Raw genomic sequence first — 25,051 nt, forward strand, 5'->3', positions numbered from 1 at the left:
CCCGTGGGGATGAACCGTTCAATCCAGGTGTTTTCCCAGGAGGTGTACAGTGTTCCCCACGCCCGTGGGGATGAACCGAGTCTTATAGATGCTATTGCCGCTAGTTACGAGTGTTCCCCACGCCCGTGGGGATGAACCGTATTTTATCGAGCCGGGCCATCATCGGCATGTGTGTTCCCCACGCCCGTGGGGATGAACCGCCTTTGATCGGGCTATCGGTGCGGAATACCGCGTGTTCCCCACGCCCGTGGGGATGAACCCAGATGATTACTGTGGGATTTACCAGAATGAAAGTGTTCCCCACGCCCGTGGGGATGAACCGATTGAGCCGTGACTTGAACAGACCAGTGCCGTGTGTTCCCCACGCCCGTGGGGATGAACCGCAGAATTCAATGTAATAATCTTCCCTATTGCAGTGTTCCCCACGCCCGTGGGGATGAACCGACTCTGCGTTCCACAGCAACCGTGCCTGAATTTTAGACCATTTGCCGTATCTGCTGCCGAGCTCTCGGAAACAGTCATTTAAAACAATCACAAATAATTTGTAGCAGACTGCTACAATATAGTGGTTTTGTAATGATATGTGAGGCATGACTATGGCAAAATCGGCATCCCCCATTCGGTTGCAAGAAGAGCTGATGAAAGCGGCAGAGCTGACTGCTGACCGTTTTCATCGCAGCACCGCCGAACAGATAGAGTTTTGGGCGGAGCTCGGGCGTTCTGTGGCTGATACGCTTGATCCTGATGTGATGTTATCCGTCAAGTCGGGGCTTTCAAGAATAAAAGTGGAACCCGTCTATGGCATTCCAGTCGATCCGGCTGAAGTTTTTAAAACACTTGAGAACGACCGGAAAAACGGATCGCTGTCCGGGCGTGTTACATCCGCAGCGATCCGCTATCAGGCTTCATCAAAACATCCGGGGTATCTGGAGCGTATTGATCAGCAAGGCAATATCACTACCGGCCGTTTTCAGAACGGCCAGTTTATTCCATTGAATGAAAGCGTCACTTGAGAAAAGAAAAACAACTCTGGCTGCTTGCGGGCGGCAACGGCGCCGGAAAAACCACGTTTTACCGGCTGCAACTTAAACCGCTCGGTATGCCTTTTGTGAATGCGGATATCCTGGCGAAGCAGTTACATCCGGATCAATCCGAGCAATACAGCTATGAAGCCGCTAAAATTGCCGAAGCCATTCGTTTGCGGCTATTACAGGACGGACGCACATTCTGTTTTGAAACCGTTTTTTCTCATCACTCTAAAATCGATTTTGTTGCCAATGCAAAAGTGCTGGGTTATGAAATTGTGTTGGTCTTTATTCACCTTGAACAGACACAACTCAACCTCGCGCGTATTGCGCAGCGGATGAGCGAAGGCGGCCACGCTGTGCCGGATGAAAAAGTTAAAGCGCGAATACCCAGAGTATTGCAATTGGTTAAGCAGGTTTTACCGCTATGTGATCAAGCATACATCCTGGACAACTCTCGGGCGGATAGCCCGTTTCAGCAAATAGCGGTGATACGCGACGGATGTCTTGAGTTAAAGCAAGTATCGATTCCAGAATGGTGTGAGGAATTGCTGTCAGATTATCTGTGATTTTTATACCTATTTTTTTCGTTCTTTAATAATTTGCAAAGAATCAGTTACTTATTAATTACTGAAAAATTATTAGGTATTTTATTCACTTCACATTAAACGATTGTTGTTTATAGTTTTTTGAGTGCTATACTCCAGTTCGCTGCCGCACAGGCAGCTTAGAAAATGGGAAGAAGAACGTGATTATATTGACGACGGTTCGCTGCCGCACAGGCAGCTTAGAAATAACGGCGCAGAAAAAATTATTAAATTAGGAAGTTCGCTGCCGCACAGGCAGCTTAGAAACCTTCCATTCGCTTTCGGGCGCATCATGCATGGTTCGCTGCCGCACAGGCAGCTTAGAAAGATCGCCGCCGGAATCACCGGTAGCGAAATCCGTTCGCTGCCGCACAGGCAGCTTAGAAAGTGAGGTTGACGAGTTCCGGCCTGTTTACGGTGTTCGCTGCCGCACAGGCAGCTTAGAAAGTTGACAACGCCAGGTAGTCGAGCTGGCTGGAGTTCGCTGCCGCACAGGCAGCTTAGAAATTGAATGTCAAGCGCCCGGCTGTTAACAATAAGTTCGCTGCCGCACAGGCAGCTTAGAAATCAACAAGGATGCAGCGGATCGCCGATTGATCGTTCGCTGCCGCACAGGCAGCTTAGAAATCCACGATATCCATGTCATGCGTCAACCGCGCGTTCGCTGCCGCACAGGCAGCTTAGAAAGTATTTAAGATACGTTTTTGTCAGGATATTCTGGAGTGGCAGGCGCAGCAGGGTTGGGGCGCTAAGGTGATTGAGCAGCTGGCGCATGATTTGCGCATGGCTTTTCCTGAGATGAAGGGGTTTTCGCCGTGTAACCTCAAATATATGCATGCCTTTGCCGAGGTGTGGCCGGATAGCGAATTTGTGCAAGCGGTGCTTGCACAATTGCCTATCACCAGCTTGTGCTGCTGGATAAATTGCCTACGGAAGATGAGCGTCACTGGTGTGCGGCAAAGGCGATTGAACATAATTGGTCGCGGAATGTTCTCGTGATTCAGATTGAAACGCGTTTGCGTGAGCGCACCGGTCAGACTATCACCAATTTTGAGACTCGCGCTGCGTGACACCAACAAACCAATCGGCGTGGCTGAGTATCAGCTCGTTCATTCTTTACCCAAGAAATTGCAAACCAGTTTACCGAGTATCGAACAGATCGAACGGGAGTTGGGGGTTACTGGGGAGGCGGAATCTTGCCTTTTATCGCTGACTAATCAGCGAGATAGGAGAGATGTGTTCCCCACGCCCGTGGGGATGAACCTCGCACGCAATCACAGTATGCGCTGGCCTGGCAGATGAAAAAGGCTGGAAAAATGGCTCAAGTCTTTTTAGGTTTCATAACTTGAAGTACCACTTTCCTATAACCCATATCGGTATATAGAAAAACAAGAACGATGAAATGACGATCGTCCAGTCAGGGATGACTGCCAGGCAGACAAACCAGATGAACAGGATTAAAAATAATCTTGACATGATGCGATCATGGCTGATAAAGAAATAAAGATAAAGATTACCGCCAATGATAATGCATCCAACAACGTTGGCAAGATTCGTAAAGAGTTTGACAAGCTTGCCAATTCAGCCGGGAGCAAGAGTCCCAAGCAGAGCATTCAAAGCATATCTGATCAACTGGCAAGGACGAAGCAACAGTTCTTTGGATTTTCCTTGGCTTTCCAGCATTAGGGCAAGTAGTCAATGGTTCTAGGCTTGCTGAGACATTCAAGGAAATCAACGCTGGCATCAGGAATGCTGCGAAAAATTCGGAAGAATTCAACCAATCCCAACGTGAAACGGCTGTAGCGCCCAGCCATCGAGTTGGGCGAGGGTTGAAACCTTACGAATCTTGCCAGCGTTTGCAGATGCGTTATTATTGGCGGTAATCTTTATTTTGATTTCTTTATCGGCCACGGTCATATCATGTCAAGATTATTTCTGGTCCTGCTTGTCTGGTTTGTTTGTCTGGGCGTCATGCCGGGATTGACTTGGCTCATTACAATTGTCTTTGGTTATTGGCTGTTGGTCTGGAGCGTGATCAAATTTGTTTTCAAGCTGTAACCTGCCTAGGAAGATTTGAGCCATTTTTTTCAGCCTTTTTCATCTGCCAGGCCAGCGCATACTGCGATTGCCTGCGCCTTGAGGTTGTCGGCTTCCATTCTGCCGAGCGCTTGCGCGTAAAGCTTAACCTGGGCGAGCGTTATTTCCAACATGCTCCCTAAGACTGCGTTTCTCAAGCGGAGGTCAAGTTCTGCTCAGCTTGCTGGTTGATTTTGCTTCCCAGGCGCGTTTTGACAGAACATCACCGGTAGAACGCTATACAACGGGAATTTCGAGGGGTGCCTCTGGATCAGGCATGCTATATCCTACCTAACTACATTTTTTTTCGAATGAATAATACCTTGCAACCCACTATACTACAGCAGGGAAATTGCTATAGGGAGCTACTGATGAAAGTTGAAGTGACAGTTGAATTAGATATCAATCTATCCAAAGCCAGTGTTGAAGATATCAAAAAGATATTGGAAGAAATGATGAATCCCACACGATTTGATGCTTTGGAGACAGTAACGATTAAAGACATAAAAATAAATAGCATTTAATTGTCGCAACTTACCAAGCACGCCAATATCAGCGCAATATCGCGGTCAACTGTTTGCTGGCATGCTGGAGTCATCAATTTCAGCTTGGAAACCAAGATGTGCCTTTCATGAATGAGATACTTGAAATAATTCAACAATGGATTCCAGTCCATGTCCTGATCGGTATTACCATCGCTTCGATTATTGGTCTGGTTGGTTCTGTAATCACCATTCCGGTGATTCTGGTCCGCTTGCCGGCGGATTATTTTGACACGCGCATTCCACGCTATTGGATGAAAGACCGTCATCCGGTATTGCGCATGATTGGATTGGTCATTAAGAATCTGGTCGGTACTGTGTTCGTGCTGGCTGGCTTTATTATGCTTTTCTTGCCAGGGCAGGGTTTGCTTACTATGCTGATCGGAATTTCTCTGATCGATTTTCCCAAAAAACGTTTGGTGGAAGCGAAAATTGTTAGCCAGCCTAGCATACTGAAAGCGATTAACTCCCTGCGCCATAGATTTAATAAACCGCCGCTGATTCTTGCGCCCGATCGTTAGCGGTAAGTGGTAGGGATGCTAATGTCGTACTTTTGATGAGAGATCATGCTTGCCACTGATTTGACGCCAGAGTTAGAGTACTTCACGCCGTGTTGAAACTGATCGTTCCGGCCAATAAATTGTCAGAATTTTCTGTAGAAAAAAGCTGTCGATGTTTTGAGGGCGATATTTTTATCTGATTTTTCGTGGTGTTTTGACAAGAATGCTGCAAACAGGGTGATTAGTCAGCACTTTTTGACCTCATATCAGATCTTTGGTACTTTAACTTGCAAAATGATTGTTCAGGTTAGTTTCCCTATTTTCGCCTGCTGACTGGGAGCACGCAGCTCCTGGCCATGCGCGACTCATCCCACTGGAAGGGAGGAATATCATGAAACATGCTGCCGAAATAAATATCGCTGATTATCGTGTTAAACCCGGAACCCAAATGGATCTGACCCAATGGCCTACCTGGGTCGAGCCATTTTATGATTCGAAGGAGTCATATAAAGAGAAACTCAAGGGAGGGATTAAACAGCTGACCAAACTGCAGAGCCTGCTGTACGCGCATAACCGCTATTCGCTGCTGCTGATTTTCCAGGCCATGGATGCAGCAGGAAAAGACGGCGCTATCCAGCATGTCATGTCCGGTGTCAATCCGCAGGGCTGCCAAGTATTTAGTTTCAAGCATCCCAGTGAAATGGAGCTGGAGCATGATTTCCTGTGGCGCACTCACCATGCATTACCTGAGCGCGGGCGCATCGGCATTTTCAATCGCTCATACTACGAGGAAGTGTTGATCGTACGGGTGCGACCGGAGGTGCTAAAGGCGCAGAATCTGCCTGAATCAGAGCTGAAGCGGGATAATTTCTGGGAGCTGCGCTACCGCTCGATCGTTGAATCGGAGGCGCATCTTTACCGCAACGGTACGCACATCATCAAGTTTTTCCTGCACCTGTCCAAAGAAGAACAGCGCCAGCGTTTTCTGGCGCGCATCGATGATCCTGACAAAAACTGGAAATTCTCGGATGCTGACATGGCGCAGCGTCGTGCCTGGGATCAGTACATGGCTGCTTATGAAGCATGCCTCAGCGCCACCAGCACGACTGACGCGCCGTGGTATGTGGTGCCTGCTGACGATAAAGAAAATGCCCGGCTGATCATCTCGCAGATCATCCTGAACACCCTTTCTGAGCTGGATCTATGCTACCCCCCAACCAGCGATGCGCGTCGCAAGGAGTTGCTGGCTATCCGGCAGCAACTGGAGCTGGAAAAAGATGAGAAAGCACACCATCACGGTAAATTGCCCGACGATGACCTGCTGGAATGATTCCGTTTAACAGCCTGTTAAAGCAATGTGGTTACATTGTTTCTGTCAGAGAGAATGGTTAAACGGTTACAATGCCAGGTTTCTTTCTAAAATAAGAATACGTATAAATGTCCATTACTCAACTGGCTCCGCACGAGCTTCGCCTGACAATTGATGCTGCTACGCTGGGATTTGCCGATACCTCGGAACTGATTAATCAGCCACTTTCCTGGATCGGCCAGGAGCGCGCTGAGAAGGCTGCGTACTTTGGTCTTGGCATGGAGCAGCCTGACTATAATTTGTTCGTGCTCGGTGAAGTCGGCAGCGGGCGATCTTCATTGCTCCGGCAGGCGATGGCGAAAGTGGCGTTGCACAAGCCTGTGCCACCCGATTTATGCTATCTGCACCGCTTTGATGTGCCAGAAAGGCCAATTGCTTTGCGCTTACCAGCAGGGCAGGGACGCTTGCTGCGAGAAAAGCTGGCGCAACTGACAAAATATTTGCAGAAGGAAATACCGCGCTACCTCGAGCAAGCGGATTTCAAAGCGGAAAGTAAGCGCATTGAAAAGAATTTCAAGCTGGAAGAGGCCAAAGCCTTTGCTGAGCTGGATGCATTCGCCGAAAAACATGATTTTGCCATTCAGCGCGAAGCTGATCGTATGGTTTTCACGTTGCTGGATAAATCAGGCAAAATTTTAACCGAGACGGAAGCACTGGCGCTCCCTAAGGAGCGAAGAGCTGAAATCGAGCAAGCCGAGCAAGCATTGCAGGCTGAAATCGCGCATTATTTTGAGAAGGTACGCCCACTGGAGCGGGCTAAAGAGGAAGCCCTGATAACGCTACAGCGCAATAAGATCAAACTGCTGCTGGAAAGTGAGTTAGAGCCAATCCGCAGTGCACTGACATTGTCCCCTGAGGATAAGAGTAAATTCAATCATTATCTGCAAAAAATGGAAGCAGATATTCTCGATAATCTAGCGCTGTTCAAGATTGCTGATGCCGACGAAGATAAACACAAGGAAGAGGTTAAATCCTTGCTAGCGCGCTATCAGATTAATCTGGTGGTAGATAATCATGATTTGCAGGGTGCGCCGGTTATTATTGAAGAAAGCCCATCCCTCCGCTCATTATTTGGCAGCATCGAATATCAATCGGTGGAAGGCGTGCTGGAGACGAATTTTACGCGCATCCGGGCAGGCAGTCTGCTCAAGGCGCATGGTGGCTTTCTAATGCTGCATCTTGATGACGTATTAGCGGATAGTCTGGTATGGGAGAAATTGTGCCGCCTGCTGCGCAGTAGTCTGCTGCAAATGGAGGAACCTGGCACGGCTCTGGCACCGGTAACCGCTGTTTCGCTTGAACCGGAAGCAGTGCGCATTCGGGTCAAACTGATCTTGATCGGTTCGCGCGAACAATATTACATCTTACAGGAAGACAATCCGGAGCTTGCCAGGCGTTTCCGTGTGAAAGTTGATTTTGCTGATAGTTTTATATCTAACGAGCAAAGTCGCCGTGCTTCAGCCGTTTTTGTAGCGCATGCCTGTCATGAAGCGGATTTGCCTCATTTTACCGCTGCTGCTGTTGCGCGCTTACTGGAAGATTGTCACCGGGCAACCAATGATCAATTACGCCAGAGCGCCATTTTCAGCCGTACTGAAACACTGGTATTGGAAAGCGCAGCCCAGTGCAAAACGCGTACTGGTTGCCTGGTTGATGTGGCTGATGTCGAAGTGGCGCTGCAAGCGCGTATCCATCGTCATAATTATCCGGATCAATGCTTGCAGGAATTGATCGCGGATGGTGATATTTCGATCGTGGTCGATGGCGAAAAGATTGGACAGATCAATGGACTGACGCAAATAGACTTGGGTGATCATTGTTTTGGTGCGCCAGTGCGGATCACGGCGCACGCGTTTGCCGGCGAAGATGGCGTGTTGAATATCGAGCGCGAGGTCGGACTATCCGGTCCTATCCACGACAAAGGCATGTTTATCTTGCAGAATTATTTATCGGCTTTGTTTGCCCATGTCGCTCCGTTGGCGCTTAATGCTTCCATCGTGTTTGAGCAGGAATACAATGGCATAGAAGGAGACTCTGCCTCGTGTGCGGAATTGTACGCCTTGCTTTCTGCATTATCAGGCGTGCCGCTGAAGCAGAGTATCGCCGTGACAGGCGCCATCAATCAATATGGGGAGATTCTGCCGGTAGGCGGAATCAATGAAAAGATAGAAGGTTACTTTAATGTTTGTCAGACAGCCGGGCTGGATGGTACGCATGGGGTATTGATTCCTCATCGTAACCGCAGGCATCTGATGCTGTCGCATCATGTCATCGAAGCAGTTTCTCAGGGATTGTTTCATATTTATGCGGCAGAGCATATAAGTGAAGGCATTGAACTGCTGACTGGTTTTCCGGCTGGCATCACTGCTGAAGAGAATCTGAATGAAGTGATTCACTATCCACATGACAGTGTGCTGGGCTATGCGCAAAAAGCACTGCGCGTTTACCGCCTTGCCTGCCAACTGATACACCACCCCAAAGTAGAGCGCAAGCGTTTTGGTCATGGTGAACGGTAGCGATCATGGCTGGCCATGATGTAATGCCTTTGACTTGAATCTTAAAGCTGAATCAGCGCTTCGCTGATTCAGCAGTTCAGAGTTTATCGGTTGCTATCTCCAGCCAGGCAATTCCTGCCTCTTTCTCAACGACGATATGCTGTGCCTCAAGCCGGTAGGTTAGCTGGCAATAGTGGCGTGGGTTGGATAAAACAGTGGGATTGAACACTGCATAGTTTTCTCCATCCTGATAGCGTGCTGACGATATGAGCAGGCCTGGATGGCCCTCACGGTGAATGCGCGCGCCGATCGATTGCGTGAAGGAATAGTCCGTCTTGTGTATCAGATCTGGAAATTGTTCATGAGCCACCAGCCGGAAATCCAGTAAGGCAGCGTTGCATGCGACTGAATAGAGCTTGCGCTCACTGAGGACCATTTCCCGTTCAAAACCGGCATCGCTGAGCAAACCCCGGTACCAGTGATAGGCAGACTCGAAAACTGTCGTCTGTACCGAATCACATCCATACCACACACCAAATGAGCCATCCGAAAAACGGCTGGCTTGCCAATGCTTGAATGGCCAGCTAATGGCATTGAACCATTCCGCTTCCTCAAAGGGACGATGAATTACCGGCGTGTGCGATCGATATGGCGGTGGCTTGATCTCGTCTTCAACGCGCTGAGCGAGCAACCATTCCTCCGCACTCTCAGTCAGGTCGTCAAATAAATCCTGGGATTTTCTGAGTGAGACGATATTGCGCATTACATCCCGGTGAACGTCTGCCAGGGTGAGGCATGAGAATAACTGATTCATCCGGTCTGGCTGTCAGACACCACGTGCTCGATCCAGGTATGACCGCACCATTAATAAACCAGCAAAGCCCCATTCTTTGATGACATCCACCGGGGTGAGGTTGTCAAACGCCTTGTTGCGGGTCGACATCCAGCGGTATGCCAGCTCCCGGTTTTGCGGGAACAGCAAGCGCAGGTTTTTGTGGATACCCAGCAAGTGACCCACGCGTTCGTATTGATCGCGGTTGGTACCGATGGGTTCACCCTTGCGATAGCGGGTTAGCGCCGCCCGGTTACTGGGCGCAATCCCCAACAATGCTGCTTGATCCTCGGTTGACAGTTTCCAGTGGTCAAGCAGTGTCATCACCATCCTGGCCAAGGCGCTGCGATCCTGTGTCGTCGTAGCCTGATGCTCAAGCGCAACACTCATCTTTCTTCTCCTTTAAGCAATTGGTCCTGTTTTATTAGGTTACTAAAGATACAATATATGTTTCTGTTGAAACAAGAAAATATTCATTGACCGACGAACGCTTGATTTCATCGCTGGACAGTATGCTCTTCTTCCACAGAAAATCTGTAAGAGTTATTTTTGTAGGATGCGCCAAACAGCGTAAGACGCATTAATCGCACGTTGCACTGGTTTTCTAACGCCAAAATATGGAAATACCGGCAGATTAAAACTTAGGGCTTTTCCGTTTCGAACAGTATGGCCTGCATCGGATAGCGCATGGGATTTGAGCCATATTCTTTTTTAAATGCCGCCGTCAACACTTCCACGATTTCTTCCGGGTTAACACCGCCGCGGTCTTTTATTTCAAAAATGACTGGCGAGTATACAAGTGCGCGCGCGAAGGCCGGCACATCGAGAATATCGTATTCATAGCGCTGAACCGAGATCACTATGGAATCAAAGCCAATGTGTATCAGCTGTTCTTTGAGCGGATCGATTTGGTGGCAGGAAACGGGATCAAACAGAAACTGGGGTGTATCCGACGGAAAGAATTGCTTAAATACCTCAAAGATACCTCAAAGCTCAAACTGGCGAATGGATTGTACCGCTCCGAATCCCAGACACGGAACAGGTAGCGGCCTCCACGTCTCAACACCCGGTACGCCTCATGGAGCGCCGTTTTTTGATCGAAAAACATGCTCCCGAACTGGCAGACTACCGCATCGAATGCCTCGTTATTGAACGGCAGTGCCGTGGCGTCTGCATTTTGAAACGTGACCTGCTCATTGGGGAGAAATTTTGTGCGCGCAAGATCCATCATCGAATCGCTGACGTCAATCGCAGTCAAGCGGGTGTCTTTGGCCAGCAGGTTACGCAAGTGCCGGGTGACAATGCCGGTGCCAGCGGCAATCTCAAGCACATCGCGAGGTGATTGTTCTGCAATGCGTTGCGCGGTGTCTAACCCATAGTGATCAAAAAGTACAGGACCCAGATCGCGATCGTAAGGAATGACGACTTCATCAGCATAACCTGTCATAGATAAATAACCCTCTGCAAAATGAAATTGATAAAAGATGAAAAGAGAACTCAATTGCTTATTTCATGATCGTTAAGCGCCGGCATGATGAAAAAAAGCCCAGTTCTATTAAACATGAATGTAAGAGAAAATATTTGTCAGAAATGAGTCGCTCGATTATTAACTGTTGTCAGCCGTTTGCCTTGAAAGGTTTTTCGCCATTCACTTGGTGTTACATCAAGCCTATGCTTGAAATGTTGGCGCAGCGACATAGCAGATTGAAAGCCTACCTGTGCTGCAATGGCATCAATCGGCAAAGAAGTAGATTCGAGCAACTCCTGACTGCGTTGTATGCGCTCAGCTATCAGCCATTCACCGACAGACATTCCCGTTGCCTTGTAAAATTGCCGCGTGAAGGTGCGGCGGCTCATCTTGCTGTATTGTGCCAGTTCGTCCAAACCATGTGCTTGATCTAAATTATTTCTCAAGTAGTCCAGAAGCGTATTGATTCTGATGTCTTGTGTTGAAACAGGAACGGGCCGCTCAATAAATTGCGCCTGACCCCCTTCCCGGTAAGGGGGAATCACCATGCGTCTGGCTAATTTATTAGCGATCACGCTGCCGTAATGCTGACGAACCAGGTATAAACAACAGTCGAGACCGGCTGCTGTTCCTGCGGAAGTAATCAAACGATCATCATCGACATACAATGCATTGCTGTCCAGTTTTACATCAGGAAAACGGTGGATGAAATCCTGTTCAAATTCCCAATGCGTGGCAGCCTTGTGATTTGTCAGTAGTCCGGCATAGGCAAGCACATAAGTGCCCAGACACAACCCGACAACCTGACCACCTCGTGCATGTGCCGCCACCAAGGCATCAAGCATTGACTGGTTTGGTTTTTCGGCAGGATTCCGCCAGGAAGGTACGATGATGATATCAGCTTGCGCCAGTTCATCTACGCTCAGTGACGATTCAACACTCAATCCCTCATTCGAACGTGGTGTTTTGGATTCGTCTGCATAGATCTTGAGTTCAAATAATTTCTGATCATGCAACAGATCGCCGAAAATAATGCACGGTACCGATAAGTGGAAAGGGCTGAAATGATTAAAGGCAATAACTGCAACTAATGGGACAGGCATGATGAAACCTCGCTGATTAGACCGTTTTCATTGTTTAATTTGTGAAAATAATTAGACAGTATTAAAAAGTGACTGATCTGACAAAGCTGATGTATCGTTCCGGTCTTGAATCAAAACGTATAGGATTCGCCGTCTTCGGGTACTAATACCCGTTGCATCATTTCCTTCTCGCTAAGAAATTCGCGCAGTTCCTTTCTGGATAGCGTAGCGTGGTTCACCGCTTCCATGTGGCTGGCAATGATGGTTGCTTCAGGTGCAGCTTTATAGACTTCGTAAATATCTTGCTTGCCCATGATAATGGATTCGTCGCCGGTGACTTTGGCGTCGCAGCTATTGAGGACGACGATGTCAGGATGGTATTTCTTCAGGCTATCTTCAACTGCCTGGCACCAGACCGTATCCCCGGCGATATAAAATGTTTTCTCATGCGGATGCTTGAAAACAATGCCACTTACATCCCCCAGCAATTCTTTCATGTCTTCCAACACCTTCGGTCTGCCGTGCTGGCCCGGTGTTTTGATCAGCGTAATACCCTCATAATCATTAATTTTGTTTAGAACGCGAACGTTACTAAACCCCGCAGACGTCACCGCTTGCGCATCTTTTTCGTGCTGCACAAAAAATGGTATATCTTTGGGAATCGCATTCTTAGCTGCATCGTCCCAGTGATCCGGATGATCGTGAGTTAAGATAACCGCATCTACATCAACGATTTCGCTGACAGGCATCGGCAGTTCAGCCGTCGGATTGCGGATGTGATCGTTGATCGTCCCGCCAAATCCCGGCACCGCTCCCTTTTCTGCCAGCCAAGGATCGATCAGTATTTTCTTGCCTGCATAGTTAATCTTAACGGTAGCGTTTCTGATTTGCGTGAATTGCATTTTTATGTACTCCTCTATCAGCATTTGATGGAGTTTATTATGAATAAACTGCTGGGAAATGGCAGTGGCCCGCGGGACATTTCTCGTGGCATTTGGGCCAAAAATCATTGAATTGATCGGCATTCCTATCGCGCCCGCTTGATCGGAGGCAAAACCGATTGTTAAGTTAGCGCGCATCGCGGCGTTGTATATACTGATTATCGGTTTTTGGTTGGTGAGGAACCAAATTAGGTTGTTACTGTAGCGGTTATGGTTGATGCGGATAATGCTGTTGCAATAGCTGCAGGCTGGTATGATGTATCTGTTTACTGCAAAACGACACATCATCAGTTAAGGATTGTATGGTCAGTATGGTTGATATGGCGCTAGTCCTGGTATGTAAACGACCTGCACTAGGGGTCGGCAAGCAGCGGATGGCCACCAATTTGGGTATGGAAAGGACGCAGCAGATCGCACAGGCACTTTTAAACTGTGCACTGGAAGATGCCAAAAGTTGGAATGGACCCGTTGTTATTGCACCCGCATCGGCAGAGGATCATGATTGGGCGGCAACCTTGCTACCTTCATCAAGATTCATCCAGATACAACCTCAGACAGTGGGTAACCTTGGTCAGCGTCTTAATGAACTCGATAATAAGTTGCGATACGAGGGATTGAAACAACTGATTTATATCGGCAGTGATGCGCCTTTACTGATGCAGCTTGATTATGCAGCTTGCCGGGTTGCTTTACAGCATCATGATACCGTGCTGATACCGGCAACTGACGGCGGCGTTGCATTGATGGCAAGCTGTTGCCCTTGGCCGGAGTTAGCTGATCTGCCGTGGAGCAGCGGTCAGTTGGGGGCGGCATTGATTGATTGTTGTCGTAGTGCAGGGCAGTCTGTGGCGATACTGGAATCACGTTCTGATGTGGACGAGCTAGCGGATTGTTTAGAATTAGTCAGATTACTGCAAAATGACGGCCGGCCTGCCCGGCGACGACTTCACGCGCTGGTGTGTGATATTGCTAACACCATGAAAATCAACCATGCCTAGTTTTAGCGTTATTATTCCATGCTATCAGGATGAGGAAAAATTAGCCCAACTGCTTGGGCAATTACAAAAATTACCGCAACATCCTGCGGAAATTATCGTAGTGGATGGTGCCAATAATCAAATTTGTCACGATGTGTGTGCTCAGTACGGTGCGCACTGGCTAGCGAGCGAGCCTAGCCGGGGACGACAGTTATTGCAAGGTGCTGCAGTGGCGCAAGGTGAGGCACTCTGGTTTTTGCATGCCGATGTGCGCTTGCCTGCTGATCCGTTAACAGCGATGGCACAGGCGCTTGAGCAGGGCGCAGTAGGAGGCTATTTTCGTTTCCGGTTTGACGAGCCGCGCGCCTGGCCAGCACTGATTCTGGAGCCTGCTATTGCTTTGCGCAGCCGTTTCGGTGTGCCCTATGGCGATCAGGGGATTTTTGCCAAACGGGATGCTTATTTCGCGGTAGGCGGGCATGCACCCTGGCCGCTGTTCGAGGAAGTACCCTTGGTGAAAGGATTGCGTCGCCTGGGACATTTTCAACCATTACTGCAACCTTTATGGGTTGATCCTCGCCGCTGGCAGCGTGATGGCTGGTGGCGGCGCACCTGGCATAACCGTAAATTGGCAATCCGCTTTGCATGCGGTATGCCGCCTGATAAATTAGCAGAACAGTATCACGCACGTCGTTCCTGACAATTTACAATAATAGGAGAAATCTCATGCAAGAGATTGTTCAGAAATACTATGGTGAAACACTGGCCAGTTCTGCTGATCTACAAACCAATGCTTGCTGCACTGATGTGAATTTACCTGAGTATGCTAAACCTTTACTGGCAAAAGTTCACAGTGAAGTGCTGAGCCGCTACTACGGTTGTGGCCTGGTATTGCCGCAATTAGTGAGCGGTTTGACGGTGCTTGATCTCGGGTGCGGTGCAGGGCGAGATGTTTATGTATTGTCCCAACTGGTTGGGGAACGAGGTCAGGTCATTGGCGTGGATATGACCGATGAGCAACTGGCGGTGGCGCGCCGGCATGAAGATTACCATCGTCAGGCATTTGGTTATGCCAACAGCAATGTGCGATTTTTGCATGGGGATATCGAACGGTTACATGAGCTTGATCTAGCCGATGCGAGTGTGGATGTGATCGTGTCCAATTGCGTGATCAACCTTGCACTGGATAAAGCAGCAGTATTGCGTGAAGCCTGGCGAGTATTGAAGCCCAGCGGGGAGCTGTACTTTTCAGATGTGTATAGCGACCGGCGCATTCCTGCCATATTGGCTCGGGACCCTGTTCTGTACGGCGAGTGTCTGGGCGGCGCCTTATATTGGAATGATTTTCTGCAGCTTGCACGCCGTTGTGGTTTTATCGATCAGCGGCTGGTGGAGGATCGCCCTGTGGCGATAGGAAATACACAATTGGCTGAGCGTACCGGCAATATCCGCTTCTATTCAGCGACTTATCGATTATTTAAACTGGATAATCTGGAGCCTGCTTGCGAAGACCACGGTCAATCGGTGGTGTACCGTGGCACAATTGCGCACCATCCGCATCAGTTTGTCCTGGATAAGCATCATGCGATCGAGACGGGGCGGCAGTTTCCCGTCTGTGGTAATACCTTGCGCATGCTGCACGACACACGCTTCAGGGAGCATTTCGATTTTTACGGTAATTTTAATCGTCATTTTGGCATATTCCCCGGTTGCGGGATGGGGTTGCCTTTTGACGATGAAACTGTCAATGTGAATGGTAAAGCGGGTGGTGGATGCTGCTAAAGCATGGACACAAAAGCTATCCACAGTTCAGTCCTGGGTAAGGAACGATCTGATTTATGGTATCGCACGTCAGAGGGAGCGCCACGTGGTTTTATCCAATCTCATGGCCTGGAAGAAGTCTGGTTTCATACCGGTACCGCTTGTAATTTGGCATGTCCGTTTTGTCTGGAAGGTTCTAAACCAGGTGACGACCGCCTGCAATTAGCACGGTTTGATGACGTGAAACCGTTCATCGACGAGGCCGTGGCACTCGGTGTGCGGCAGTTTTCCTTTACCGGTGGTGAGCCGTTCATCAATAAAGATATCGTGCGCATACTAGATACGGCATTGCAGCATCGGCCGTGCCTGGTGCTGACCAATGCGACAGATCCGCTCAGCAAGCGGTTTAATCAACTTAAACCGCTGCTCAAACAACCCCATCCATTACATTTCCGCGTCAGCCTCGATCATTTCGACGCAATACGCCATGACAAGGGCAGAGGACAAGGCATGTTTGCTCGCGCGCTACAAGGGATGCGTGGCTTATATGAAATGGGATTTTCGCTTTCTGTCGCGAATCAGCTTATCCCTGATATGGATGCAGTAGAAGTGGCCAGCCGCTTTAGCGAAGTCTTTCTATCTGCCGGTCTGCCGGGCGATTTGCCGCGCATTGAATTTCCGGAATTCCATTCTCCTGCCGCGGAGGTATCCGTTCCGCAGATCACTATGCATTGCATGACTGCCTATCAAACTGAAAAGACCCGCAAACAATTCATGTGTGCTTTTAGCAGGATGGTTGTCAAAATCAATGGCAGAATGCAGGTATATGCCTGTACGCTGGTAGATGACGACCCCGATTACGCACTGGCGGAGACGCTTGCGGGCAGCCTGCAGGTACCGGTCAGTATGAAGCATCATCGGTGCTACAGCTGTTTCCGTTTTGGAGCGTCATGTAGCGAGCTGAAGTAATGGGCATAATCCAGGAGGCAGGATGAACAAACGCTGGTGGTTAGTTGGCTCCCTGTTGGTGTTGACTGGATTGTTTTTTGCTTTTGATCTGGAGCGTTATTTTAGTTTGGAGGCACTCAAGGAAAGCCATGATGAGCTTCGGCAGATTTATCAGGAGCAGCCATTCTGGGTGATCAGCCTGTATGCCCTGATTTATATTGTTATGGCAGCGCTTTCATTACCGGGTGCTGCCGTTATGTCGCTAGCAGGCGGCGCGGTGCTGGGGTTCTGGGTTGGCGTGCCTGTTGTGCTGATTTCAGCTACCTGCGGCGCAACATTGGCATTTCTGGCGACGCGCTACTTGTTTCGTGATAGGGTGCAACGCCGTTTTGGCGATCGGCTCGAAGCGATCAACAAGGGGCTTGAACGGGATGGGGCGTTTTATCTTTTCTCGTTACGCTTGGTACCCGCTTTTCCTTTTTTTCTGATCAATCTGCTGATGGGGCTTACGGCGATCCGTATCAGCACATTCTTCTGGGCGAGCCTCATCGGCATGCTGGCCGGATCCGCAGTTTATGTCAATGCAGGTACCCAGCTTGCCGCTGTCACCAGTTTATCTGATATTGTATCGCCCGCCTTGATCGGTTCATTTTTGCTGCTGGCTCTTTTTCCGTGGCTCGCACGCTGGATGATCGATATGGCCAGGCAGCGACGATTGTATGGGCGCTGGCCGAAGCCAGCACAGTACGATCGCAATCTGGTGGTGATTGGTGCGGGTGCAGCCGGGTTGGTGACTTCCTATATTGCAGCCGCCACGCGCGCCAGGGTCACACTGATCGAAAGCCACAAAATGGGCGGTGATTGTCTCAATTATGGCTGTGTACCCTCCAAGACGCTGATTCGCACAGCCAGCTTTGTCAAGCAGGCAGGTCATGCTAAATCTTTGGGGATAAACCAAGTAGCGCTCGACTATGATTTCGGCGATGTGATGGCGCGTGTTCAGCGCATTATCCAGACCATCGAACCACATGATTCCGTGGCACGCTATACTCAACTAGGTGTGGAGGTGATGCAGGGCGAAGCGCGCATTACTTCACCCTGGAGCGTGACGGTGAATGGACAAACATTGACCACGCGCGCCATCGTCATTGCAACCGGTGCCCGGCCTTTTATACCGGACATTCCGGGATTGGAGCAAGTAGACTACTATACCTCGGAAACTATCTGGACGTTGACCCAGCGGCCTGAACGGCTGGTGGTGCTGGGTGGCGGACCGGTCGGTTGCGAATTGGCGCAGGCGTTCGCCCGTCTGGATTGCCGCGTGACGCAAGTTGAGCGTGATCGCTTGATGATGCGTGAAGATGAAGAAGTCGTCACGCTGGTCGAGGCAGCATTGCAAGCGGATGGGGTGCGGGTGCTGGCGCAAACGGAAGCCGTGCATTGTGAAAAAAGCAATGATGAGCAACGACTGATCGTGCGCGATCGAACGGGGCGAGAGGAAGCGCTGCCATTCGATGCCTTGCTATGCGCGGTCGGCAGGGTTGCGCGCACGGAAGGATTGGGCCTGGAGGCGCTCGGCATTCCGTTAACACCAAAACACACCATTGAGACGAATAGCTGGCTGCAAACGATTTATCCCAACATTTATGCTTGTGGGGATGTGGTCGGGCCTTATCAGTTCACGCATGCAGCAGCACATCAGGCCTGGTACGCATCGGTCAATGCCTTGTTTGGTCATGTTAAACGCTTCAAAGTCGATTATTCCACTATGCCGTGGACGACCTTTACCGACCCTGAAGTTGCGCGTGTGGGGTTGTCCGAACAAGAGGCAATGGCCCGCAAAATTGGCTATGAAGTAACGCGCTATAGCTTGAAAGAGCTTGATCGCGCTATTGCCGATGAAGCTGCGCATGGCTTTATCAAAGTGCTCACTGCTCCAGGCAGAGACCGGATATTGGGTGTGACCATCGTGAGCGAGCATGCTAGCGATCTGCTAGCTGAATTCGTTTTGGCCATGAAGCATGGCTTGGGGCTCAACAAAATTCTTGGTACGATCCATACTTATCCGACCTGGTCGGAAGCCAATAAATATGTCGCGGGGGAATGGAAGCGGCAGCATGTTTCACAGCAATTATTGGATTGGGTAGAGCGCTATCATGCACGCAGGAGGGAGCATCCATGAGATTTTTAAGGCGATTTGTCTGGGTCACAATCGGAGTGCTGATGTTGACGGGCTTGAGTGCCGTGTCTATAGCTAGCTCGCACAAACTGGTATTGACCGGATCGAGCACGATTGCGCCGTTAGCTGTGGAATTAGGGCGGCGGTTTGAATCGCTGCACCCCGGTATGCGTGTGGATGTGCAAACGGGCGGTTCTGCCCGCGGGATCAATGATACGCGTAAGGGTATTGCCGATATCGGCATGGTGTCACGCGCCATGAAAGCCGATGAGCAGGATTTGCAAGCTGTTACCATTGCGCTGGATGGGATAGGGATCATTGTGCACGCGAGCAATCCTGTTGCCGCTTTGACCCGGCAGCAGATTGCCGATATCTTTACCGGCAAGATCACCAACTGGCACGAAGTAGGCGGAAAAGATGCGCGCATTACCGTGGTCAACAAGGCGGAAGGACGCTCCACGCTGGAATTGTTTCTAGCCTATTTTCAGTTGAAAAACAGCGAGATTAGGCCGCACATCGTCATCGGCGACAATCAGCAGGGCATCAAGACCGTGTCCGGTAATCCGCATGCAATCGGCTATGTCTCAATTGGCGCTGCAGAATATGATGCTCAACGCGGTGTGCCGCTCAAGCTGCTACCTCTGGATAGTGTGGCTGCGTCGGTGGTCAATCTGCGCAATGGGGATTATCCCTTATCCCGTCCGCTCAATCTGGTTACCCGCATGACACCAACAGCGCTGGCTAAACGATTCATCGATTTTGCACGTTCAGAGCAAGCATATGATCTGGTGGAAATGCAGTATTTTATTCCAGTCAGTGTCGATTGATCGCTGGTTCAACGCCGGATTGCGCTTAGGCGCCACGGTTGCAGCGCTGATCATGGCGTTGATTTTACTGTTTTTACTGCTGGAATCCTGGCCGGCGCTGCAGCATATTCCACTCATGCGGTTTGTAACCGATGACGCCTGGCATCCATTGGAAGATCGCTACAATCTATTACCAATGGTGACGGGGACGCTTTATGCCAGTAGTGGCAGCCTTTTGCTGGTAATTCCTCTGGGAATTGCGTCAGCCCTGTTCATGGCGTTTTACGCTTCGCCCCGCATGTCCATGCTCTATCGGCGGCTGATTGAATTACTAGCCGGTATTCCTTCGGTGGTGTTTGGTTTCTGGGGACTGACCACAGTGGTGCCATTGATCAATCAATGGCAGCCACCCGGTGCAAGCTTGTTGACTGCAATATTGATTTTGACGCTGATGATTTTGCCTACGCTGGTGTTGACGAGTTATGCCGCGCTGATAGCTGTTCCCGATGAATATTTGCGCTCTGCGGCGGCGCTTGGGTTGTCACGCTGGGGTATGATTTATGGTGTGGTTCTGCCTGCAGCACGTCAAGGCATCGTGGCGGGAATATTGCTCGCAGCCGGTCGTGCAGTGGGGGAGACCATGGCGGTGCTGATGGTGGCAGGCAATGTGGTGCAGCATGCGGATAGTTTGTTTGCACCCATTCGCACCCTGACTGCCAATATTGCATTGGAAATGGCCTATGCCATGGGCGATCATCGCGCCGTGTTGTTTGTTTCGGGTTTGCTGCTGCTCTTATTGGTGATGATACTAACTACGATGGCAGGATGGTTTGGTAAGGAGCATCATGGCGAATAAACAGATAGTTGATACAGGCAAACCTAATCATCTATTGCGCGATCGGGCCATACAGTTGCTGATTTATCTCGTGGTGCTGTGTGTGAGTGGGATATTTCTATGGATTCTGCTCGATCTGATCCGGGGCGGCAGCGCGTTGCTGTCTTGGGATTTTCTGATCAGTATGCCGCGAGATACGGGCCGTGCGGGTGGGATTGGCTCGATACTGGTGTCTACTTTGCTGGTTTTGTCGATCGCACTGCTGGTTGCGTTGCCGATCGGCTGGGCGACTGCCGTGTTGCTGGCGGAATTTATCCCTGCCATGAGTTCATTCGGGAGTTGGGTGCGTTACAGTCTGCAGGTGTTGGCGGGAGTGCCTTCTATCGTGTTTGGTCTGTTTGGCTATGCTTTTTTCAGTATTTATCTGGGTATGGGGTTTTCCATTTTGTCTGGCGGCCTGACCCTGGCGTGCATGCTGTTACCTATTCTGGTAAGTACGGCGGAAGCGGGGCTGCGCGCGGTGCCCGAGAGCTACCGATTATCTGCGGCGGCGCTAGGCATGTCGCGTGCGGCCACGTTGTTTCATGTGTTGCTGCCGGTAGCAGTGCCAGCCTGGGCGGCAGGATTGTTGCTGGGAATCGGGCGGGCAGCAGCGGAAACAGCAGCACTGATGTTTACCAGCGGTTATGTCGATCGTATGCCCGAGTCACTGCTCGATTCCGGGCGGGTGCTGGCGCTGCATATTTTTGATTTGTCGATGAATGTGCCGGGTGGTGATGCGCCTGCCCATGCCTCAGCACTGGTATTGATTTTATTGCTGCTCATGATTAACCTGGTTGCCATGCATTTGACCCATTTATGGCAGCGCAGGAAGCTGAACACAGAATGAGATCGAAACCGGATATCACCACTGATGCGCACGAAGGAGTAAATCCAGTGCAATCAGGTTGCGCTCAGGGCAGCACCTATACGCTCAGTCCCTTGCAAGCAGGGCCGTATTGCTGTATTCCCGAGCCTGTCATTCAAGTCAAGGCGTTGTCGTTGTTTTATGGCGGTAAATGTGCACTCGACACAGTCACACTGGATATTTACCGTGGTTGCATTACTGCACTGATCGGTCCTTCCGGTTGTGGTAAAACCAGCTTTTTATCTGCACTCAACCGTTTGACCGATTTGATCCCGGCTTGCCGGATTGACGGTGCAGTGCATATTGAGGGTGAAAATATTTTTGAGGACACTTGTAATGTGCAGCAGTTGCGCAAGCGGATCGGCATGGTTTTTCAGAAACCAACCCCGTTTCCATTGTCCATTCAACGCAACATCGCCCTGCCGTTGCGTGAGCATGGCATCACGCGGCGAACAGATGTCGATGTCATCACGGAGCAAGTATTACGCGATGTCGGCTTGTGGGATGAAGTGTGCGACCGGCTGGACACCCCGGCATTGAGTCTGTCAGGCGGTCAGCAACAACGACTCTGCATCGCCCGCGCACTGGCGCTCGATCCGCAGATCTTATTGATGGATGAACCCTGCAGCGCACTGGACCCGATTGCCTCTGGCGTGGTAGAAGATTTAATCAACCGCTTGAGCGGGCGTTATACTATTGTGATCGTCACGCACAACCTGGCACAGGCGCGGCGTATCGCCAATTACGCCGCATTTTTCTGGGTCAAGGAGCGCGAACGCACCGGCCATCTGGTCGAATTCGGTCACTGCCAGCAAATTTTTGAAACCCCTGCGCATCCTCTGACGGCGGCGTATGTGAGTGGGGTAAAAGGATGAAAGGGCATGAGGTTGTACTTTCATCCAATTTTCCTTTAATTAATCCGCTTTGCCCGGCTTATCTGGCGGAATCAGTAAACCAAGAGGGCATTGTTCTTTGTATTCAATCTCTGGCGATATCCATTTGTGTCATTCCTGGCGGCTCTATTGCGACCGAGCTGTTCGAATTTGACCAAGTAAAATGAAGTAGCTCAAGTGGACGAATATTTTTGTGTCAACTGATCATCCTACCAATTGCTGGTAAATAATAGGCAGAACATGCGAAAGTCGATCAGGCCGAGCCACGATGGCGTAACCCCTCTTGCCGAATAAGTAAGGGAAATAATCCTGCGCCTTGCGATCTATTGTAATACCGAAAACTGCAAGACCTGCTCTCCGGGCCTCCAGAATCGCCTGTCGGGTATCTTCAATACCGTAACGGCCTTCATAATAATCCAGATCATTGGGCTTGCCATCGCTTAACAAGAGTATAAGACGGTTACGTTCAGTTCGCTTGTTGAGTAGCTGCCGGACATGGCGCAAAGCTGCGCCTATGCGGGTATAGTAACCAGGGCGCAAGGCGGCAATACGACGCAATACCTGACTATTGAAAGCTTCATCAAAATCTTTTACGGCAGCCACGCGTACATAGTGTCTTTTGCGTGAAGTGAAGGTATAGACTGCAAAAGCATCTCTACAAACGGCAAGACCGGAAGCCAGCGTGATCAAAGCTTCTTTCTCAATATCAAGAATACGCCGACCGTTAATCCAGCTATCCGTAGAAAGTGATACATCCACCAGTATGGCTACAGCCAGATCACGAGCCTGCTGACGCGCCTGTAGATAGATCTGATCAGAATTATTTCCATTGGCAAAGAAATCACAGTGCGCACGCACCAACGCATCCATATCCAGTTCAGCACCATCCAACTGGCTACGTAGAATCTCACGCCTGGGCCTTAATGTTTCAAATTGGCGCTGGATTTTACGAAAACGACGCCTAGCCGCAAGATCAGGCGCCCATAACTCACTTTTTTCCTCAGCATTCTGAAAAAGTACCCGGCATTGCTGCACATGATATTCCTTACGCCGATAATCCCATTCAGGGTAGGTCAATTCGGAAATCAGAGCAGCCGGATTGACATCGTCCGGCGCAAGATCAAGATCAAATTTGAGCTTGGTCGCAGCCTGGCGTTGATGCGGACTCAGCGTGATTTCTTCGATCGTCTCGGCAACCTCTTTGGCGGTATCTTCATCGTCATCCTGCACAGCGCGGTTGACATTGACCATTTCGGACCAGCTCATGAGTTTCTCAAAGCGATTCAGCAACAGCGGATCATCCCGTTCACTTTGCTCGTATTTTTCTCTCCGGCCTTTTTTCTTGCGATGATCCTCATTTTCCTGCTGGCTACTGCCGCCGTCATCCTGATCTGAAGACTCTGTTATCGCACTTGATGAAGTTTTACTTGAATGGATTTTTCCCCACAAAGGAACAGGCAGGAAAGTATGGTAGTGCTTTGTGGCTTGCCAGCGGTGGAGATCAGGCTCAGGCTGCATGACGGCTTGCAAGAATGCTTCACCGAGAGAATTTACGCAATGCTTTCCTAATAATGCCTGGATAACGGTTTCGACAGCCAGCTCTTGCCCCGAGAGCAGTCGATGCGGCCGCTGTTCACACAGCGCGTCGCAGAGTTTCTGATAATCCAGCGCAAGTCCGGGATAACGCTCAACCACTTTTAAACAGTTCCAGTAGGTGCTATGCAGAAAAGAGAGATCGGCTTGCAATGGATCATTCGGCGCCTCAATGGCAGAATCTTCAGCGACGGAAAAATAAGCAGCCAGCCAGAAATAAAGTCGCCGGTTTAATGCGGCTGATGGAAAACACGCAATGGTTGCAGGCAGCAGCATCCGATCGGCGTTACATTCTATCCGGGGCAGGGATTCCTGATTCATACCCAGGCGTTGCCGCAGTTTCAGACGATGTCCTGATGATTGCTGCGTTCCCGCTGCTAAAACTATGCCAGGCGCACCCCCCAGGCCTCGAAAAAAAACACTCAGTGCAGGACGCAGCGAATCCAGCGTGACAGCAGCTTCTGGATAAGAGGGATAACTATCCGCCTTGCCGACGAGATGGTGCCAATAGCGGCCAATTTGTTCTTCCAGTTCGATGAATTGCCACATACTTTAGCCGTAAGTGGCACGTATCAGTTCCAACAAACCTTCCTTGATATCCACATCATCACACAGCGGTTCCACCAGGGCAGTTTCAGCCGCCTGAAAAGGATCCAATCCATTTTTAATCAGAATGGCACAATAGACAAGCAAGCGGGTGGACACGACTTCTTCCAGATCAACTTCCTTCAGTGCTCGTAACCGTTTCCCGAGATTCACCAAGGGTACGCAATGCTCCACAGGCAAACCGCTTTCACTGGATACGATTTCGACTTCCACTTCCAGTGGGGCAAAATCAAAACTGATGGAAACAAAGCGTTGGCGTGTACTCGGTTTTAATGATTTCAGAATATTCTGATAGCCCGGATTATAGGATACCACCAGCATAAATTCGTCAGGTGCTTTCAAAATTTCACCGGTACGTTCCAGCGGTAGAATCCGGCGATCATCTGTCAGTGGATGAAGCACCACGGTGACGTCTTTGCGCGCCTCCACGATTTCGTCCAGATAACAGATGCCGCCTGTGCGCACAGCCTGTGTCAACGGGCCATCCACCCATACCGTCTCGCCTCCTTTGAGAAGATAGCGCCCCGTCAAATCAGCCGCGGTCATGTCATCGTGACAGGAAACTGTATAGAGTGGACGCCCCAGCCGAGCTGCCATATGGGCGATAAAGCGGGTTTTGCCACAGCCCG

Annotated in this window: 29 protein-coding genes and 2 CRISPR repeat arrays (1 of these 31 only partly in view); of the genes, 19 read left to right on the plus strand and 10 right to left on the minus strand. The window is 50.0% G+C overall.

The annotated features are described in order from the left end of the window. Window positions 1-444: direct repeats of the CRISPR family, unit length 29 nt; unit sequence GTGTTCCCCACGCCCGTGGGGATGAACCG (it extends 2,026 nt beyond the left edge of the window). Window positions 445-596: 152 nt separating this feature from the next. The 5 genes from J5I83_RS11825 (at window position 597) to J5I83_RS11845 (ending at window position 3,298) form a co-directional block, all read left to right on the plus strand. Further along, window positions 597-1,013, plus strand: a complete 417-nt coding sequence (locus J5I83_RS11825) for a hypothetical protein (RefSeq protein ID WP_090577132.1) — start codon at window positions 597-599, stop codon at window positions 1,011-1,013. Continuing rightward, window positions 1,010-1,594, plus strand: a complete 585-nt coding sequence (locus J5I83_RS11830) for an AAA family ATPase (protein ID WP_304056314.1) — start codon at window positions 1,010-1,012, stop codon at window positions 1,592-1,594. Before J5I83_RS11825 ends, J5I83_RS11830 begins: the two co-directional genes overlap by 4 nt. 137 nt (window positions 1,595-1,731) lie before the next feature. Beyond that, window positions 1,732-2,299: a CRISPR direct-repeat array (repeat unit 28 nt; unit sequence GTTCGCTGCCGCACAGGCAGCTTAGAAA). Window positions 2,300-2,329: 30 nt separating this feature from the next. Beyond that, window positions 2,330-2,611 carry a DUF1016 N-terminal domain-containing protein gene (locus J5I83_RS11835; RefSeq protein ID WP_304056369.1) on the plus strand — a complete coding sequence of 94 codons (282 nt, stop codon included), beginning with the start codon at window positions 2,330-2,332 and terminating at the stop codon, window positions 2,609-2,611. Between the two features lie 21 nt (window positions 2,612-2,632). Beyond that, window positions 2,633-2,914, plus strand: a complete 282-nt coding sequence (locus tag J5I83_RS11840) for a hypothetical protein (protein WP_304056316.1) — start codon at window positions 2,633-2,635, stop codon at window positions 2,912-2,914. A gap of 183 nt (window positions 2,915-3,097) precedes the next feature. Beyond that, entirely contained in the window at window positions 3,098-3,298 is a 201-nt protein-coding gene (locus tag J5I83_RS11845; protein WP_304056317.1) for a hypothetical protein, read from the plus strand. An 87-nt stretch (window positions 3,299-3,385) separates the two neighbouring features. Here the strand turns inward: J5I83_RS11845 and J5I83_RS11850 are convergent, their stop codons facing one another. Further along, window positions 3,386-3,529, minus strand: a complete 144-nt coding sequence (locus J5I83_RS11850) for a hypothetical protein (RefSeq protein ID WP_304056319.1) — start codon at window positions 3,527-3,529, stop codon at window positions 3,386-3,388. Window positions 3,530-3,699: 170 nt separating this feature from the next. After that, window positions 3,700-3,822 carry a hypothetical protein gene (locus J5I83_RS11855; RefSeq protein ID WP_304056321.1) on the minus strand — a complete coding sequence of 41 codons (123 nt, stop codon included), beginning with the start codon at window positions 3,820-3,822 and terminating at the stop codon, window positions 3,700-3,702. Window positions 3,823-4,059: 237 nt separating this feature from the next. Here J5I83_RS11855 and J5I83_RS11860 point away from each other — a divergent pair, with 237 nt between their 5' ends. From J5I83_RS11860 to J5I83_RS11875, 4 genes are all read left to right on the plus strand, one after another. Beyond that, window positions 4,060-4,212: a hypothetical protein gene (locus J5I83_RS11860; protein WP_304056323.1), complete on the plus strand. Its 153-nt coding sequence runs from the start codon at window positions 4,060-4,062 to the stop codon at window positions 4,210-4,212. Between the two features lie 107 nt (window positions 4,213-4,319). Then, entirely contained in the window at window positions 4,320-4,751 is a 432-nt protein-coding gene (locus tag J5I83_RS11865; protein WP_304056324.1) for a PGPGW domain-containing protein, read from the plus strand. Between the two features lie 370 nt (window positions 4,752-5,121). Then, window positions 5,122-6,060, plus strand: coding sequence for an ADP-polyphosphate phosphotransferase (locus J5I83_RS11870; protein WP_304056325.1), 939 nt, complete (start codon window positions 5,122-5,124; stop codon window positions 6,058-6,060). Between the two features lie 107 nt (window positions 6,061-6,167). Next, window positions 6,168-8,615 (plus strand): Lon protease family protein, encoded by a 2,448-nt coding sequence (locus J5I83_RS11875; protein ID WP_304056327.1) that lies wholly within the window; start codon window positions 6,168-6,170, stop codon window positions 8,613-8,615. Window positions 8,616-8,691: 76 nt separating this feature from the next. Here J5I83_RS11875 and J5I83_RS11880 read toward each other — a convergent pair whose 3' ends face one another. From J5I83_RS11880 to J5I83_RS11905, 6 genes are all read right to left on the minus strand, one after another. Next, window positions 8,692-9,408, minus strand: coding sequence for an RES family NAD+ phosphorylase (locus J5I83_RS11880; protein ID WP_304056329.1), 717 nt, complete (start codon window positions 9,406-9,408; stop codon window positions 8,692-8,694). 12 nt (window positions 9,409-9,420) lie between these two features. Then, window positions 9,421-9,816 carry an antitoxin Xre/MbcA/ParS toxin-binding domain-containing protein gene (locus tag J5I83_RS11885; protein WP_304056331.1) on the minus strand — a complete coding sequence of 132 codons (396 nt, stop codon included), beginning with the start codon at window positions 9,814-9,816 and terminating at the stop codon, window positions 9,421-9,423. 251 nt (window positions 9,817-10,067) lie between these two features. Beyond that, entirely contained in the window at window positions 10,068-10,286 is a 219-nt protein-coding gene (locus J5I83_RS11890; protein ID WP_304056332.1) for a hypothetical protein, read from the minus strand. A 23-nt stretch (window positions 10,287-10,309) separates the two neighbouring features. Then, entirely contained in the window at window positions 10,310-10,927 is a 618-nt protein-coding gene (locus J5I83_RS11895; RefSeq protein ID WP_304056334.1) for a class I SAM-dependent methyltransferase, read from the minus strand. 83 nt (window positions 10,928-11,010) lie between these two features. Then, window positions 11,011-11,997 (minus strand): GlxA family transcriptional regulator, encoded by a 987-nt coding sequence (locus tag J5I83_RS11900; RefSeq protein WP_304056336.1) that lies wholly within the window; start codon window positions 11,995-11,997, stop codon window positions 11,011-11,013. Between the two features lie 110 nt (window positions 11,998-12,107). Further along, on the minus strand, window positions 12,108-13,202 hold the full coding sequence (locus tag J5I83_RS11905; protein ID WP_304056337.1) for an MBL fold metallo-hydrolase: 1,095 nt from the start codon (window positions 13,200-13,202) through the stop codon (window positions 12,108-12,110). A gap of 17 nt (window positions 13,203-13,219) precedes the next feature. Here J5I83_RS11905 and J5I83_RS11910 point away from each other — a divergent pair, with 17 nt between their 5' ends. Genes J5I83_RS11910 through J5I83_RS11955 form a run of 10 tightly spaced genes read left to right on the plus strand, consistent with a single transcriptional unit; the run spans window position 13,220 to window position 22,390 of the window. Next, on the plus strand, window positions 13,220-13,915 hold the full coding sequence (locus J5I83_RS11910) for a DUF2064 domain-containing protein (protein ID WP_304056339.1): 696 nt from the start codon (window positions 13,220-13,222) through the stop codon (window positions 13,913-13,915). Further along, the gene (locus J5I83_RS11915; protein ID WP_304056341.1) at window positions 13,908-14,594 is read left to right on the plus strand and encodes a TIGR04283 family arsenosugar biosynthesis glycosyltransferase; all 687 of its coding nucleotides are present in this window, start codon (window positions 13,908-13,910) and stop codon (window positions 14,592-14,594) included. Before J5I83_RS11910 ends, J5I83_RS11915 begins: the two co-directional genes overlap by 8 nt. 26 nt (window positions 14,595-14,620) lie before the next feature. Then, entirely contained in the window at window positions 14,621-15,676 is a 1,056-nt protein-coding gene (locus J5I83_RS11920; protein ID WP_304056344.1) for a methyltransferase domain-containing protein, read from the plus strand. A gap of 3 nt (window positions 15,677-15,679) precedes the next feature. Beyond that, entirely contained in the window at window positions 15,680-16,624 is a 945-nt protein-coding gene (locus J5I83_RS11925) for a radical SAM protein (RefSeq protein WP_304056346.1), read from the plus strand. A 22-nt stretch (window positions 16,625-16,646) separates the two neighbouring features. Continuing rightward, window positions 16,647-18,785 (plus strand): FAD-dependent oxidoreductase, encoded by a 2,139-nt coding sequence (locus J5I83_RS11930; RefSeq protein ID WP_304056348.1) that lies wholly within the window; start codon window positions 16,647-16,649, stop codon window positions 18,783-18,785. After that, complete coding sequence (locus tag J5I83_RS11935) at window positions 18,782-19,609, plus strand: phosphate ABC transporter substrate-binding protein (protein WP_304056350.1); 828 nt, start codon at window positions 18,782-18,784, stop codon at window positions 19,607-19,609. Before J5I83_RS11930 ends, J5I83_RS11935 begins: the two co-directional genes overlap by 4 nt. Then, window positions 19,563-20,444, plus strand: coding sequence for a phosphate ABC transporter permease subunit PstC (gene pstC, locus J5I83_RS11940; RefSeq protein WP_304056353.1), 882 nt, complete (start codon window positions 19,563-19,565; stop codon window positions 20,442-20,444). The genes J5I83_RS11935 and pstC overlap by 47 nt, the downstream gene beginning before the upstream one ends. Next, complete coding sequence (gene pstA / locus J5I83_RS11945) at window positions 20,434-21,312, plus strand: phosphate ABC transporter permease PstA (protein WP_304056356.1); 879 nt, start codon at window positions 20,434-20,436, stop codon at window positions 21,310-21,312. Before pstC ends, pstA begins: the two co-directional genes overlap by 11 nt. Beyond that, complete coding sequence (locus J5I83_RS11950) at window positions 21,309-22,205, plus strand: phosphate ABC transporter ATP-binding protein (RefSeq protein WP_304056359.1); 897 nt, start codon at window positions 21,309-21,311, stop codon at window positions 22,203-22,205. The genes pstA and J5I83_RS11950 overlap by 4 nt, the downstream gene beginning before the upstream one ends. After that, window positions 22,202-22,390, plus strand: coding sequence for a hypothetical protein (locus J5I83_RS11955; RefSeq protein ID WP_304056362.1), 189 nt, complete (start codon window positions 22,202-22,204; stop codon window positions 22,388-22,390). Before J5I83_RS11950 ends, J5I83_RS11955 begins: the two co-directional genes overlap by 4 nt. Before the next feature lie 37 nt (window positions 22,391-22,427). Here J5I83_RS11955 and J5I83_RS11960 read toward each other — a convergent pair whose 3' ends face one another. Both J5I83_RS11960 and J5I83_RS11965 read right to left on the minus strand, forming a co-directional pair. Next, on the minus strand, window positions 22,428-24,365 hold the full coding sequence (locus tag J5I83_RS11960) for a nitric oxide reductase activation protein NorD (RefSeq protein ID WP_304056365.1): 1,938 nt from the start codon (window positions 24,363-24,365) through the stop codon (window positions 22,428-22,430). A 3-nt stretch (window positions 24,366-24,368) separates the two neighbouring features. Next, the coding region (locus J5I83_RS11965; RefSeq protein WP_304056367.1) for a CbbQ/NirQ/NorQ/GpvN family protein at window positions 24,369-25,051 on the minus strand (683 nt) is incomplete at its 5' end.

Origin of the sequence: Nitrosomonas communis (assembly GCF_024102715.1) — a bacterium.
Classification (GTDB): domain Bacteria; phylum Pseudomonadota; class Gammaproteobacteria; order Burkholderiales; family Nitrosomonadaceae; genus Nitrosomonas; species Nitrosomonas communis_B.

Coding starts and splice junctions, on each gene's coding strand:
- J5I83_RS11825 (WP_090577132.1), top strand. CDS start 597: ATGGCAAAATCGGCATCCCCCATTCGGTTGCAAGAAGAGCTGATGAAA.
- J5I83_RS11845 (WP_304056317.1), top strand. CDS start 3,098: ATGGCTGATAAAGAAATAAAGATAAAGATTACCGCCAATGATAATGCA.
- J5I83_RS11850 (WP_304056319.1), bottom strand. CDS start 3,529: ATGACCGTGGCCGATAAAGAAATCAAAATAAAGATTACCGCCAATAAT.
- J5I83_RS11855 (WP_304056321.1), bottom strand. CDS start 3,822: ATGTTGGAAATAACGCTCGCCCAGGTTAAGCTTTACGCGCAAGCGCTC.
- J5I83_RS11860 (WP_304056323.1), top strand. CDS start 4,060: ATGAAAGTTGAAGTGACAGTTGAATTAGATATCAATCTATCCAAAGCC.
- J5I83_RS11865 (WP_304056324.1), top strand. CDS start 4,320: ATGAATGAGATACTTGAAATAATTCAACAATGGATTCCAGTCCATGTC.
- J5I83_RS11870 (WP_304056325.1), top strand. CDS start 5,122: ATGAAACATGCTGCCGAAATAAATATCGCTGATTATCGTGTTAAACCC.
- J5I83_RS11875 (WP_304056327.1), top strand. CDS start 6,168: ATGTCCATTACTCAACTGGCTCCGCACGAGCTTCGCCTGACAATTGAT.
- J5I83_RS11880 (WP_304056329.1), bottom strand. CDS start 9,408: ATGAATCAGTTATTCTCATGCCTCACCCTGGCAGACGTTCACCGGGAT.
- J5I83_RS11885 (WP_304056331.1), bottom strand. CDS start 9,816: ATGAGTGTTGCGCTTGAGCATCAGGCTACGACGACACAGGATCGCAGC.
- J5I83_RS11900 (WP_304056336.1), bottom strand. CDS start 11,997: ATGCCTGTCCCATTAGTTGCAGTTATTGCCTTTAATCATTTCAGCCCT.
- J5I83_RS11905 (WP_304056337.1), bottom strand. CDS start 13,202: ATGTGTCGTTTTGCAGTAAACAGATACATCATACCAGCCTGCAGCTAT.
- J5I83_RS11910 (WP_304056339.1), top strand. CDS start 13,220: ATGGTCAGTATGGTTGATATGGCGCTAGTCCTGGTATGTAAACGACCT.
- J5I83_RS11915 (WP_304056341.1), top strand. CDS start 13,908: ATGCCTAGTTTTAGCGTTATTATTCCATGCTATCAGGATGAGGAAAAA.
- J5I83_RS11920 (WP_304056344.1), top strand. CDS start 14,621: ATGCAAGAGATTGTTCAGAAATACTATGGTGAAACACTGGCCAGTTCT.
- J5I83_RS11925 (WP_304056346.1), top strand. CDS start 15,680: ATGGACACAAAAGCTATCCACAGTTCAGTCCTGGGTAAGGAACGATCT.
- J5I83_RS11930 (WP_304056348.1), top strand. CDS start 16,647: ATGAACAAACGCTGGTGGTTAGTTGGCTCCCTGTTGGTGTTGACTGGA.
- J5I83_RS11935 (WP_304056350.1), top strand. CDS start 18,782: ATGAGATTTTTAAGGCGATTTGTCTGGGTCACAATCGGAGTGCTGATG.
- pstC (WP_304056353.1), top strand. CDS start 19,563: ATGATCTGGTGGAAATGCAGTATTTTATTCCAGTCAGTGTCGATTGAT.
- pstA (WP_304056356.1), top strand. CDS start 20,434: ATGGCGAATAAACAGATAGTTGATACAGGCAAACCTAATCATCTATTG.
- J5I83_RS11950 (WP_304056359.1), top strand. CDS start 21,309: ATGAGATCGAAACCGGATATCACCACTGATGCGCACGAAGGAGTAAAT.
- J5I83_RS11955 (WP_304056362.1), top strand. CDS start 22,202: ATGAAAGGGCATGAGGTTGTACTTTCATCCAATTTTCCTTTAATTAAT.
- J5I83_RS11960 (WP_304056365.1), bottom strand. CDS start 24,365: ATGTGGCAATTCATCGAACTGGAAGAACAAATTGGCCGCTATTGGCAC.